Source organism: Quadrisphaera sp. GCM10027208, from assembly GCF_042658805.1.
Classification (GTDB): domain Bacteria; phylum Actinomycetota; class Actinomycetes; order Actinomycetales; family SCSIO-59966; genus SCSIO-59966.
The window spans coordinates 15,732-28,447 of sequence record NZ_JBHSRC010000010.1; the positions used below are offsets into that span (position 1 = coordinate 15,732).

Sequence of the window (12,716 nt, forward strand, 5' to 3'; positions counted from 1 at the left end):
GCCACCCTGCCCTCCAGTCCCCTCCCCTCCAGTCCCCTCACAGAATGCTGGGTTGTTGGCGCGACACGCCGGCCACACCGCGCTGAGCACAGCATTCTGTGGTCGAGGGGTCTGGCCTTCGGCCAGGTCGTCAGAGCACGTCCAGCGGGTCGATCTGTACTCGCACCGCGCCCGGCTCCTTGCGGGCGCTGCGGACGGCCGCGGCCTCCCTTAGCGCACGGGCCAGCGCGGCCCGGTCGGCGACCGGCACCCGGACGAGCGCGCGGACCGCCGAGGTGGGCGCGTCCTGCCCGGCTGGGGGACGCGGGTCCTGCGCGACGGGGACCGGGCCCAGGACGTCTGCGGACGCCGGCAGCCGGGCGTGGCCGAGCAGCGCATCTACCGCGTCGGCCGGGCCGGTGAGGGTGGCCAGCGCCACCGCGGGCGGAAAGGCGAGCTCGACCCGCTCGGCGAGCTCCCGGGCGGCGTGCCAGGCGGGGTCCCAGCGCACCAGGGCCTCCACCGGCGGCAGGCCGGCGGGTGCGAGCAGGACGACGGTGCCGCCCTGCGGTGCGGGGCGGACCAGCGCGGCCGCGTTCGCCCACCGCCGCAGCGCCTCCTCCCCGGCCCGAAGGTCCGCCCGGTCGAACAGCGCCCAGCCGTCGAGCAGGAGCGCGGCCGCGTACCCGCTGTCCGCGACCGGCTCCGCCCCGGGCGTGGCGACGACGAGCGCCGGCCGGTCCGGGACGCCGGCCAGCACCTCCCCGCCGCCGGAGGTGCGCACCGGGACACCGGGGAAGGCACGGCCGAGCTCCTCGGCGGTTCGCCGCTGCCCGAGCACGGCCGAGCGCAGCGCCGTCCCCCCGCAGGTGGGGCAGGTCCAGGTGCCCGCGGGCCGGCCGCACCACCGGCAGGCCGGCACGGCGTGACCGGAGGACTGGGCGAGCGGGCCGGCGCACGCCGAGCACCGGGCCCGCGAACGGCACCGGGCGCACTGCAGGGCCAGCCGGTACCCCCGGCGTGGGACCTGGACCAGGACCGGGCCGTGCTCGAGCGCCGTCCGGGCGGTGCGCCAGGCCAGCGAGGGCAAGCGGGCGCTGCGGGCGGCCGGGTCCCGCTCCGGCTCCGGGCCCTCACCGGGTAGCAGCACCCGCGGTGCGGCAGCCCGGACGGCGGCGCGGTCCGCCTCGACCGGCCGGGCGAACCCGGCGTCCAGCCACGCCTGGACCTCCGCAGTGCGGGTGAACCCCCCGGCGAGCAGGGCAGCGCCCTCCCGCTCGCTGCGCAGCGCCAGCAGCTCGCGAACGTGCGGGTACGGCGCGTGCGGCTCGGCGTGCAGGTCGTCACCGTCGTCCCAGACCACGACGAGGCCGAGGTCGTGCACCGGGGCGTAGGCGGCCGCCCGGGTCCCGACGACCGCGCGCACGGCGCCGCGCTGCAGCGCCAGCCACGCCCGGTACCGGGCCGCCGCGCCCTGGTCCGCGGTGAGCCGGACGTGCTGGCCGCTGCCCAGGAGGGCCGTCAGCGCGGCGTCCACCCGGTCGACGTCCCGGTGGTCGGGGACGACGACGAGCGCCCCGCGTCCCGCGGACAAGGCGGTGGCCACCGCGGTCGCCAGGGCGGCGGGCCAGTCCTCCCCCGGCAGCGCCGTCCACGCCGCCCGCGGCGCCTGGCCGCCGTGGACGTGCTCGAGGAACGCCGGCCCGGCCCGGTACGCCGCCCACCGCCCGGCACCGGGCCGGGGCGGCGCAGCGGCCGGCTCCGGCTGCTCGCGCTTCTCGGTCCCCGCGTGCCGGCGCGGGACGGCGAGTCGCAGCACGTCGGGCAGGACGCCAGCCCACCGGTCGGCGACCGCCCGGCACAGGTCGAGCAGGCCGGGGGTGAGCACCGGCTCCGGGGAGACCACCCGGCGCAGCGGCGCCAGCCGGCCGGGGTGCTCGGCGGCGGGCTTGCGCGCCAGCAGGTACCCCTCGACGTCCTGGCCGGCGAACCGCACCCGGACCCGCACACCGGGCCGGGCGTCCTCCGCCATCGACGCCGGAACCGCGTACTCGAAGGGCCGGTCAAGGTGCGGCAGGGAGACGTCGACGGCGACCTCGGCGACAGGGTCGGTGGCGGCGAGCTCGCCCGCCGGGGCGGTGCGACGCCCCGGACGGCGTGCCAGTCCGGCGAGCGGCAGCTGGCTGCCGTCCACCGCCCCGGCGCCGTCTGCCGTCGTCATGGCCGCATCCCACCAGACGCCACGGACAGCGCCACCGGGTCGGGTGGACCAGCGGGGTGGTACGACTCGTGTCCCCGGGGTAGAGCAACGACGGAGGACGACGACAGGGCCCAAGCGGGGCCGAGGACGAGGACCACGACATGGACCGACGAACAGGACCGGGAGCGATGAGCCACCGAGGAGCCGTACCGCTGCTGCGCCGACTGCTGCTGCACGAACGCATCCAGATGGCCGCCAAGGCCGCTGTCGCGGCGGCGCTGGCGTGGTTCGCCGCCGAGATCCTCACCAGCGGCAGCGAGCTGGAGAGCTACCAGTACTACGCCCCGCTCGGCGCGCTCGTCGCCGTCCAGCCGACGGTGGCCGCCTCGCTGCGCAGCTCGGTGGAGGCGGTGCTGTCCATCGCGACGGGTGGGGTGATCGGCCTGGCGGTGCACGGCGTCCTGGACCCCGGCCTGGGGGCCCTCGCGGTCGGCGTCTTCGCCGGCGTGCTGGCCGGCGGCCTGCCGTGGCTGGGAACCTCGCGCAGCTGGGTGCCGGTCGTGGCCCTGTTCGTCCTGCTCATCGGCGGGCAGGACCCGTGGACCTACACCCTGGCCTACGTGCTGCTGGCGCTGCTCGGTGCGGTCCTGGCGGTCGGCGTCAACGTCGCCGTCCCGGCCCTGCGGCTGTCCCAGGGCCGCACCGCACTGGTCCGCGCCCAGGACCTGCTCGCCGACCAGCTGACCGACCTCGCAGCCGGCCTGCGGCAGCACCCGGCCCCGTCCCGGCAGGAGTGGGCCAGGCGGCAGCGGGACATCGACCCGGCGGTCGACGCGATGCGGTCCGCGGTGGCCGAGATGCTCCAGGCCCGCCGCGGCAACCCCCGGGCCCGCTGGCACACCGCGGAGACCGACCGCCAGCAGCGCGCCGCCCACGGGCTGGCCCGGGTCGCCGTCCTCGTGGAGGACCTCGTCGCCGCGTTCGGCGAGTACCACCGCGGCGACCTGCCGACGTCCCCGCTGGACGACGACCTCGCCGCGACGACGGCCGAGGCCCTCGATGACCTGGCCGCCGTCGTCCGGGACTACCTCAGCCCGATGGACCCGGACGACGAGCGGGTGGTCGCCGTCGAGGAGCGGATCCAGGCGGTCACCGACGAGTTCGCCCACCGACGGGACCTCGACCCGGTCGACCTGGCCGTCCTGGGCGGGGTGGTCGCCAACCTGCGCCGGGCGCTGGCGACCGTCCGCCCGGCCGCCGGCACCGCGACCTCCGACGACGCGACCTCCGACGACACGGCCTCCGACGACGCGACCTCAGCCGACCGCTGAGCGCAGGTCCTCGACCCGGTCGGTCCGCTCCCAGGTGAACTCGGGCAGCTCACGGCCGAAGTGCCCGTAGGTGGCCGTGCGCCGGTAGATCGGCCGCAGCAGGTCCAGGTCGCGGACGATGGCGGCCGGCCGCAGGTCGAAGACCTCCTTGATCGCCTCGACGATGCGGGGCAGCGGGACGGTCTCGGTGCCGAAGCACTCGACGTACAGCCCGACCGGGTGGGCCCGGCCGATGGCGTAGGCGACCTGCACCTCGCAGCGGGTCGCGAGCCCGGCGGCCACGACGTTCTTGGCCACCCAGCGCATCGCGTACGCCGCGGACCGGTCGACCTTCGAGGGGTCCTTGCCGCTGAACGCGCCGCCGCCGTGACGGGCCATCCCGCCGTAGGTGTCGACGATGATCTTGCGGCCGGTGAGCCCGGCGTCACCCATCGGCCCGCCGATCTCGAACCGCCCGGTGGGGTTGACCAGCAGCTGGACGGACGAGGAGTCCAGGTCGACCCGGTCCAGCACGGGCTTGACGACGTGGTCGCGCACGTCCGGGGTCAGCATGGACTCCAGCGACACGTCCCGGGCGTGCTGGGTCGACACGACGACGGTCTCGACGGTGACCGCCCGGTCGCCGTCGTATCCGATGGTCACCTGGGTCTTGCCGTCCGGGCGCAGGTAGGCCAGCGTGCCGTCCTTGCGCACCTCTGCCAGCCGCTCGGCCAGGCGGTGCGCCAGCCAGATCGGCACCGGCATCAGCTCGGGGGTGTCGGTGCACGCGTACCCGAACATCAGCCCCTGGTCGCCGGCACCCTGCCGGTCCAGCGGGTCCTCCCCGGCACGCAGCCGGTCCTCCAGCGAGCTGTCGACACCGGCGGCGATGTCCATGCTCTGCCCGCCGATCGACACCTCCACCCCGCAGGACCGGCCGTCGAAGCCCTTCGTCGAGGAGTCGTAGCCCACGTCGAGCACGGTCGAGCGCACGAGCGCGGGGATGTCGGCGTAGCCGCGGGTGTCCACCTCCCCGGCGACGTGCACGAGGCCGGTGGTCACGAGGGTCTCGACGGCGACCCGGCTGCTCGGGTCCTGCTCGAGCAGGTTGTCCAGGATCCGGTCGCTGATCTGGTCACAGATCTTGTCGGGGTGGCCCTCGGTCACCGACTCGGAGGTGAAGAGTCGCACGGGGCGGTCAGGACTGGTCACGTCACTCCAGAGGTTGCAGCGGCTGCTGACTGCCGCCGGGCCCGGGCCGCAGCGCATGTCGGCCTGGGTGCCGGTGGCGCCGCCCAGCCTAGAGGGTGCCCCCGACAGCCCGTGGGCCGGCGAGCCGCAGGACGGCGTCCCAGACCGCGTCGGCGACGTCCTCCTTGGCGGCGGGGCCGACGGTCTGCTGCCCGCCGTCGCGGTCGAGCAGGACGACGGTGTTGTCGGCCGTGCCGAACGCCCGCCCGTCGCCGACCTCGTTGACGACGAGCAGGTCGCAGCCCTTGCGGGCGAGCTTGGCGCGCGCGTGCTCGAGCACGTCGCCCGTCTCGTCCCCGGTCTCGGCGGCGAACCCGACGACGAGCTGCCCGGGCCGTGGCGGGTCGGTGACGAGACCGGCGAGCACGTCCGGGTTGCGCACCAGCTCGACCACCGGAACCTCCGCGTCGTCCGCGGACTTCTTGATCTTCGTGGTCGCGGGCCGGGCGGGGCGGAAGTCGGCGACGGCCGCGGCCATGACGACGACGTCGGCGTCCGCGGCGGCCCGGCGGACGGCGTCCGCGAGCTGACGGGCGGTGCCGACCCGGACGACGTGCACGCCGGCCGGGTCGGGCAGGTCGGTGTTGGCGGCGACGAGGGTGACCCGGGCGCCGCGTGCGGCGGCGGTGGCGGCCAGCGCGTACCCCTGGCGGCCCGAGGACCGGTTGCCCAGGTAGCGGACCGGGTCGAGCGGTTCCCGGGTGCCGCCGGCGGAGACGACGACGTGCCGGCCAGCGAGGTCGGCTCCGGCGCCGGGGCGGGCCAGCAGCCGGCGGGCGGCGGTGAGGATCGCCTCGGGCTCGGGCAGCCTGCCGGCACCGGAGTCGGCGCCGGTGAGTCGCCCCGCGGCGGGCTCCAGGACGACGACGCCACGCTCGCGCAGGGTGGCGACGTTGGCCTGGGTGGCCGGGTGCTCCCACATCTCGGTGTGCATGGCCGGTGCCATCAGCACCGGGCAGCGGGCGGTGAGCAGCGTGGCGGTCAGCAGGTCGTCGGCGCGTCCGTGCGCGGCGCGGGCGAGCAGGTCCGCGGTGGCCGGGGCGACGACGACGAGGTCGGCGTCCTGGCCCAGGCGCACGTGCGGGACGGCGTGGACGTCGTCCCACACCTCGGTGGTCACCGGCTCACCGGAGAGCGCCGCCCAGGTGGCGGCGCCGACGAACTCGAGCGCCCCGCGGGTCGGCACGACCCGGACCCGGTGACCGGTCTCGGTGAGGCAGCGCAGCAGCGAGCACGCCTTGTACGCGGCGATGCCCCCGGACACGCCGAGGACGACGCGTGGCGACGGGGGCATGACGGCGGGGCCGGTCAGCTGTCGACGGGCTCGACGGTGAGCAGACCCTCGTTGATCTCACGGAGCGCGACCGACAGCGGCTTCTCCTGGGCGTGGGTCTCCACCAGGGGGCCGACGTACTCCAGCAGGCCCTCGCCGAGCTGGGAGTAGTAGGCGTTGATCTGGCGGGCGCGCTTGGCGGCGTACAGGACCAGCGCGTACTTGGAGTCGGACTTCTCGAGCAGGTCGTCGATGGGCGGGTTGGTGATGCCCTCGGGTGCTGCCACGGTTCCGGCCACGGGGTTCGTCTCGCTTCTCGGGTTCGGGGACGTGCGGACTCGCCGGGCAGTCTACGCCGCTCAGCCCGGCGCGACGGGCACCGGCTGCAGGCCCATGTGCGAGATGAGCTCGTCGGTGGCCCGGTGGACGTCGTCGTTGACCACGGTGACGTCGAACTCGGACTCGGCGGCCAGCTCGACCCGGGCCGTGGCCAGGCGCCGCTCCCGCTCCTCGGGGTCCTCGGTGCCGCGGCCGACGAGCCGGCGGACGAGCTCCTCCCAGCTCGGCGGGGCGAGGAACACGAACAGCGCGTCGGGCATGGTCCGGCGGACCTGCCGGGCTCCCTGCAGGTCGATCTCGAGCAGCGCGGGACGGCCCTTGGCGAGCGCCTTGCGCACGGGCTCGCGGGGGGTGCCGTACCGGTAGCGGCCGTGGACGACGGCCCACTCGAGCAGCCCGCCGTCGGCGATCATCTGGTCGAAGGTGGCGTCGTCGACGAACCGGTAGTGGACGCCGTCCACCTCGCCCGGCCGGGGCGGGCGGGTCGTCGCCGACACCGACACCCACACCTGCGGGTAGCGGGCCCGGACGTCGGCGGACACGGTGCCCTTGCCGACCGCGGTGGGCCCGGCCAGGACGGTCAGCCGGCTGGGCCGCGGCCGATCGCCGGGTGCGGGGTCGGGCACGGTCAGTGGTCGAAGCGCTCGACGAGGGCCTTGATCTGGTGGGAGCCCAGCCCGCGGACCCGGCGGGACTCCGAGATGCCGATCTCGGCCATGATCCGGCGGGCCCGGACCTTGCCGACGCCCGGCAGCGACTCGAGCAGCGCGCTGACCTTCATCTTGCCGACGACGTCGTTCTGCTGGCCCTCGTCGATGACGTCCCGCAGTGAGCCCTGGGAGTACTTGAGCCGGTTCTTCACCTCGGCCCGCTCGCGCCGTGCCGCCGCCGCCTTCTCCAGGGCCGCAGTTCGCTGTTCGGGTGTCAGGGGCGGGAGCGGCACGGAGTCACCTCGGCGGTCGGCGGACGAGCAGGTTCTGGCCTGGCGAACCTAGCGACTCCCGCGGCGCGGCGGCAACGCGCCCCCACCCGTCGCCGTGACGTCGTGCGGTCAGCCCCGGCCGAGGACGGCGGCCACCTCGCCCGCGGCGCGCCGGGCGGCCTCGCGCAGCCCCGTCACGGTCGGTCCGGCGGCCAGCACGGCCCGGCTCGTCGACGCCAGCACCTGCTCCCGCGCGGCGCCGAACACGTCGCGCAGGTCGTCAGCGGTGGCGCCCTGGGCGCCGACCCCGGGAGCGAGCAGCGGGCCGCGTACCGCGGCCAGGTCGACTCCGAGTCGGCGGACGGCGTCCCCGGTGGTGGCGCCGACCACGAGCCCGACCGGGCCCATCGGCTCCCCCGCCGCTACGACACCGGCGTTCGCCGCCGCGGCCTGTCGAGCGACCCGGACGGCGACCGGCACGCCGTCCGGGTCGGTGGCGTGCTGCACCGAGGCACCCTCGGGGTTGGACGTGAGGCACAGCACGAACACCCCGCGCCCGGTCGTCGTGGCGAGGTCGAGGACCGGGCGCAGCGACCCGAACCCCAGGTAGGGCGAGACGGTGACGGCGTCCCCGGCCAGCGGGGAGGAGTCCCCGAGGTAGGCGTCGGCGTAGGCCTGCATCGTGGAGCCGATGTCGCCGCGCTTGGCGTCGACGACGCACAGCGTGCCGGCGGCCCTCAAGTCGGCGACCACCCGCTCGAGCACGGCGACGCCCGCGGACCCGTGCCGCTCGAAGAACGCGGCCTGCGGCTTGACGGCGGCCACGGAGCCGGCCAGCGCCTCGACCGCGGTGAGCGAGAACCGCTCGAGCCCGGTGGCGTCGTCCGTCAGGCCCCAGTCGTGCAGCAGCCCGGGGTGCGGGTCGATCCCCACGCACAGCGGGCCGTGCGCTGCCATCGCGGTCGCCAGCCGGGCCCCGAACCCCGGCACCCGGCCGGCCGCGCTCACGAGGAGACCTCGCTGCCCACGACGTCCGCCAGGGACGCGAACCCGTTGTCCCGCAACCGTTGCGCGATCCCTCGGTGCACCCGCCGCGGCCACAGCGGCCCGCCGTAGACGAGTCCGGTGTAGCCCTGCAGCAGCGTCGCACCGGCCCGCAGCCGCTCCCAGGCGTCGTCGGCGTCCTCGATACCGCCGACGGAGACCAGGACGAGCCGGTCGCCGACGCGGTGGCGCAGCAGGCGCAGCACCTGCAGCGACCGCTCGCGCAGCACCGGACCGGACAGCCCGCCGGCTCCGGTCGCCTCGACGTCCGCGGCCGGCGACGCGAGGTCCTCGCGGGAGACGGTGGTGTTCGTCGCGACGATCCCGTCCAGACCCAGCTCGAGGGCGAGGTCGGCGACCGCCAGCACGTCGTCGTCCGCGAGGTCGGGGGCGATCTTCACCAGCAGCGGGACGTGCCGGCCGGCGGCGCCGTCGGCGGCCTCCCGGACGGCGGTCAACAGCGGCCGCAGCGTCGCCACCGCCTGCAGGTCGCGCAGGCCCGGGGTGTTGGGCGAGGAGACGTTGACCACCAGGTAGTCCGCGACCTCGGCGACCTGGCGGGCGCTGAGCACGTAGTCGGAGACCGCCTCGGCGTCCGGGACGACCTTGGTCTTGCCGATGTTGACCCCGACGGCGACGAGGACCCGCCACCGGCGCGCCCGGCGGCGCAGCAGCCGGTCGCGGGCAGCGGCCGCACCAGCGTTGTTGAACCCCATCCGGTTGACGATCCCGCGGTCGGCGACCAGCCGGAACAGCCGGGGCCGCGGGTTGCCGGGCTGCCCCTGGCCGGTCACCGTGCCCACCTCGACGAAGGAGAAGCCGAGCGCGGCCAGGCCGTCGACGCCGCGGGCGTCCTTGTCGAACCCGGCGGCCAGGCCGAGCGGGCCGGGCAGGTCGAGACCGAGGGCCTGCACCCGCAGCGCCGGGTCGCGCGGCCCGAGCACCGTGGCGCCGAGACGGGCGAACCCCGGGACGGCGGCCACGGCGCGCAGGGCGCCGAACGAGAGCCGGTGCGCGGTCTCGGCGTCGAGTCGCCGCAGCACGGCGGCGAAGAACGCCTCGTACGGCGTCACCCGTTGCCCCAGACGGCGTGGAGCGCCCGCGCGTGCTCCTGCAGCGACCGCACGGACAGGGCGCCGCCCCGGGCGTGCTCGATGCCCTGCACCGCGGCGGCCAGCTGCTGCACCGTCGTGATGATCGGGGCGTCGACGGCCGTTGTGGCGGCGCGGATCTCGTACCCGTCGGCGCGGGCGTCGCGTCCGGAAGGGGTGTTGACGACCATCGCCACCTCTCCGTCGCTGATCCGCTGCACGATCGTGGGCTCGCCGTCCGGTCCCGGCCCCTCGCTGTGCTTGCGGACCACGGTGCTGGCGATCCCGTTGCGCCGCAGCACCTCTGCCGTGCCCGAGGTGGCGAGGACCTCGAAACCGAGGTCGACCAGACGCTTGACCGGGAACAGCATGGCGCGCTTGTCGCGGTCGGCGACGGACACGAACACCGCGCCGGACGTCGGCAGCCCGCCGTAGGCGGCCGACTGGGACTTGGCGAAGGCGGAGGGGAAGTCGACGTCGATGCCCATCACCTCGCCGGTGGAGCGCATCTCCGGGCCGAGCACGGTGTCGACGACCTGCCCCTCCGGCGTCCGGAACCGCTTGAACGGCAGCACCGCCTCCTTCACCGAGATCGGGGCCTCCGGCGGCAGGTCACCGCCGTCCCCGACCGCCGGCAGCATCCCCTCGGCGCGCAGGTCGGCGATCGTGGCGCCGAGCATCACCCGGGCGGCCGCCTTCGCCAGCGGCACCCCGGTCGCCTTGGACACGAAGGGGACGGTGCGGCTGGCGCGCGGGTTGGCCTCCAGCACGTAGAGGACGTCCGCGGCCAGGGCGAACTGCACGTTGAGCAGCCCGCGCACGCCGACCCCCCGGGCGATCGCCTCGGTGGAGGCACGCACCCGGTCGAGCTGGCGCGTCCCGAGCGTGACCGGCGGCAGCACGCACGCCGAGTCGCCGGAGTGGATGCCGGCCTCCTCGATGTGCTCCATCACGGCGCCCAGGTACATCTCCTCGCCGTCGAACAGCGCGTCCACGTCGATCTCGACCGCGTCGTCGAGGAAGCGGTCGACGAGGACCGGGTGGTCCGGGGTGACCAGGGTGGCCCGGCCGATGTAGTCGGCGAGCATCTGCTCGTCGTAGACGATCTCCATGCCGCGCCCGCCGAGCACGTACGAGGGCCGCACCAGCACCGGGTACCCGATCTCGTCGGCCACCGCCTTGGCCTCGGCGAAGCTGGACGCCGTCCCGTGCCGGGGCGCGGGCAGCCCCGCCTCCGCGAGCACCCGGCCGAACGACCCTCGGTCCTCGGCGAGGTGGATCGCCTCGGGGCTCGTCCCGACGACCGGCACACCGGCGTCAGCCAGGCGCTGCGCCAGCCCGAGCGGTGTCTGCCCGCCGAGCTGGACGACGACCCCGACCACCTCCCCGGACCGCTGCTCGGCGGCGACGACCTCGAGCACGTCCTCCAGCGTCAGCGGCTCGAAGTACAGGCGGTCGGAGGTGTCGTAGTCGGTCGACACGGTCTCGGGGTTGCAGTTGACCATCACGGTCTCGAAACCCGCGTCGCGCAACGCGAACGACGCGTGCACGCAGGAGTAGTCGAACTCGACACCCTGCCCGATCCGGTTGGGCCCCGAGCCCAGGATGACGACCTTGCGGCGGTCCGAGGGCTCGACCTCGTCCTCGAGGTCGTAGGCCGAGTAGTGGTACGGCGTGCGGGCGGCGAACTCGGCGGCGCAGGTGTCGACGGTCTTGTAGACCGGGCGGATGCCCAGGGCGTGACGCACCCCGCGGACGACGTCCTCGGGCATCGCGCGCAGCTCGCCGATCTGGACGTCGGAGAACCCGTGCCGCTTGGCCCGCAGCAGCAGGTCCGGGGTGAGCTGGTCGGCGTCGCGGACCTCGGCGGCCACCTCCTCGATGAGGAGGATCTGGTCGAGGAACCACGGGTCGATACCGGTGACCTCGTGCACCCGCTGGACGTCCGCGCCGGCGCGCAGCGCCTGCTGGACGGTGACGATCCGCCCGTCCGTCGGCGTCCGGGCCTGCTCCAGCAGCGCCTCGGGGTCGCCCGGGTCCCCGCGCCAGTGGAACGACGACCCTGGGGCCTCGACCGAGCGCAGCGCCTTCTGCAGCGCCTCGGTGAAGCTGCGGCCGAGCGCCATCGCCTCCCCGACCGACTTCATCGTCGTCGTCAGCGCCCGGTCGGCGGCCGGGAACTTCTCGAACGCGAACCGGGGCACCTTGACGACGACGTAGTCCAGCGTCGGTTCGAAGCTCGCGGGTGTCTCCCGGGTGATGTCGTTCGGGATCTCGTCGAGGGTGTAGCCGACGGCGAGCCGGGCGGCGATCTTCGCGATCGGGAACCCGGTCGCCTTGGACGCCAAGGCCGACGAGCGCGACACACGCGGGTTCATCTCGATGACGACGACGCGGCCGTCGTCCGGGTTGACGGCGAACTGGATGTTGCAGCCCCCGGTGTCGACGCCGACCTCGCGGATCACCGCGATCGCGATGTCGCGCAGCCGCTGGTACTCCCGGTCGGTGAGCGTCAGCGCCGGCGCCACGGTGATGGAGTCGCCGGTGTGCACACCCATCGGGTCGAGGTTCTCGATCGAGCAGACGACCACGACGTTGTCGTGGCGGTCCCGCATCAGCTCGAGCTCGTACTCCTTCCACCCGAGGATCGACTCCTCGAGCAGCACCTCGGTGGTGGGCGAGGCGTGCAGGCCGGCCGCTGCCATCCGGCGCAGCTCGGCCTCGTCGTGGGCGAAGCCGGAGCCGAGCCCGCCCATGGTGAAACTCGGTCGCAGCACGACGGGGTAGCCGAGCTCGTCAGCGGCGGCCACGCACTCCTCGACGGTGTGCGCGGTGATGCTGCGCGCCGAGGACGCCCCGCACCGGTCGACGACCCCCTTGAACGCCTCGCGGTCCTCCCCGAGCCGGATGGCGTCGACGTTGGCGCCGATGAGCTGGACGCCGTACTTGTCCAGCACCCCGTTCTCGTGCAGCGCGATCGCGGTGTTGAGGGCGGTCTGCCCGCCGAGGGTGGCCAGCAGCGCGTCCGGGCGCTCCGCGGCGATGATGGCCTCGACCACTTCGGGGGTGATCGGCTCGACGTAGGTGGCGTCGGCCATCTCGGGGTCGGTCATGATGGTGGCCGGGTTGGAGTTGACGAGGATGACGCGCAGCCCTTCGGCGCGCAGCACCCGGCAGGCCTGGGTGCCGGAGTAGTCGAACTCCGCGGCCTGGCCGATGACGATGGGCCCGGACCCGATGACGAGGACGCTGGAGAGGTCCTCCCGCCGCGGCATCAGCCCTCACCCCCCTCTCCCCCGTGATCATG

Annotated in this window: 10 protein-coding genes; 1 reads left to right on the plus strand and 9 read right to left on the minus strand. The window is 75.0% G+C overall.

The genetic code is table 11. The features are described 5' to 3' along the window. Positions 1–130: 130 nt before the first annotated feature. Entirely contained in the window at positions 131–2,200 is a 2,070-nt protein-coding gene (locus ACFP6A_RS13590) for a primosomal protein N' (RefSeq protein ID WP_379604376.1), read from the minus strand. 167 nt (positions 2,201–2,367) lie between these two features. Here ACFP6A_RS13590 and ACFP6A_RS13595 point away from each other — a divergent pair, with 167 nt between their 5' ends. After that, the gene (locus ACFP6A_RS13595; RefSeq protein ID WP_379604377.1) at positions 2,368–3,510 is read left to right on the plus strand and encodes a hypothetical protein; all 1,143 of its coding nucleotides are present in this window, start codon (positions 2,368–2,370) and stop codon (positions 3,508–3,510) included. Here ACFP6A_RS13595 and metK read toward each other — a convergent pair. The 8 genes from metK to carB all read right to left on the minus strand — a co-directional run bounded on the left by metK (position 3,496) and on the right by carB (position 12,684). Further along, entirely contained in the window at positions 3,496–4,701 is a 1,206-nt protein-coding gene (metK, locus tag ACFP6A_RS13600; RefSeq protein WP_379604379.1) for a methionine adenosyltransferase, read from the minus strand. The genes ACFP6A_RS13595 and metK overlap by 15 nt on opposite strands. An 88-nt stretch (positions 4,702–4,789) precedes the next feature. Beyond that, a complete protein-coding gene (coaBC, locus tag ACFP6A_RS13605; RefSeq protein ID WP_379604381.1) occupies positions 4,790–6,034 on the minus strand; it encodes a bifunctional phosphopantothenoylcysteine decarboxylase/phosphopantothenate--cysteine ligase CoaBC in 1,245 nt (414 codons plus the stop codon). A gap of 14 nt (positions 6,035–6,048) precedes the next feature. Further along, the gene (rpoZ, locus tag ACFP6A_RS13610; protein ID WP_379604383.1) at positions 6,049–6,312 is read right to left on the minus strand and encodes a DNA-directed RNA polymerase subunit omega; all 264 of its coding nucleotides are present in this window, start codon (positions 6,310–6,312) and stop codon (positions 6,049–6,051) included. Between the two features lie 60 nt (positions 6,313–6,372). Further along, positions 6,373–6,978, minus strand: coding sequence for a guanylate kinase (gene gmk / locus ACFP6A_RS13615; RefSeq protein WP_379604385.1), 606 nt, complete (start codon positions 6,976–6,978; stop codon positions 6,373–6,375). A 2-nt stretch (positions 6,979–6,980) separates the two neighbouring features. Next, positions 6,981–7,295 carry an integration host factor, actinobacterial type gene (gene mihF / locus ACFP6A_RS13620; protein ID WP_379604387.1) on the minus strand — a complete coding sequence of 105 codons (315 nt, stop codon included), beginning with the start codon at positions 7,293–7,295 and terminating at the stop codon, positions 6,981–6,983. Between the two features lie 108 nt (positions 7,296–7,403). Continuing rightward, entirely contained in the window at positions 7,404–8,282 is an 879-nt protein-coding gene (pyrF, locus tag ACFP6A_RS13625; protein WP_379604389.1) for an orotidine-5'-phosphate decarboxylase, read from the minus strand. Then, positions 8,279–9,391 (minus strand): quinone-dependent dihydroorotate dehydrogenase, encoded by a 1,113-nt coding sequence (locus ACFP6A_RS13630; RefSeq protein ID WP_379604391.1) that lies wholly within the window; start codon positions 9,389–9,391, stop codon positions 8,279–8,281. The genes pyrF and ACFP6A_RS13630 overlap by 4 nt, the downstream gene beginning before the upstream one ends. Then, positions 9,388–12,684 carry a carbamoyl-phosphate synthase large subunit gene (gene carB, locus ACFP6A_RS13635; protein ID WP_379604393.1) on the minus strand — a complete coding sequence of 1,099 codons (3,297 nt, stop codon included), beginning with the start codon at positions 12,682–12,684 and terminating at the stop codon, positions 9,388–9,390. Before carB ends, ACFP6A_RS13630 begins: the two co-directional genes overlap by 4 nt. Positions 12,685–12,716 lie beyond the last annotated feature (32 nt).

Coding starts and splice junctions, on each gene's coding strand:
- ACFP6A_RS13590 (WP_379604376.1), bottom strand. CDS start 2,200: ATGACGACGGCAGACGGCGCCGGGGCGGTGGACGGCAGCCAGCTGCCG.
- ACFP6A_RS13595 (WP_379604377.1), top strand. CDS start 2,368: ATGAGCCACCGAGGAGCCGTACCGCTGCTGCGCCGACTGCTGCTGCAC.
- coaBC (WP_379604381.1), bottom strand. CDS start 6,034: ATGCCCCCGTCGCCACGCGTCGTCCTCGGCGTGTCCGGGGGCATCGCC.
- carB (WP_379604393.1), bottom strand. CDS start 12,684: ATGCCGCGGCGGGAGGACCTCTCCAGCGTCCTCGTCATCGGGTCCGGG.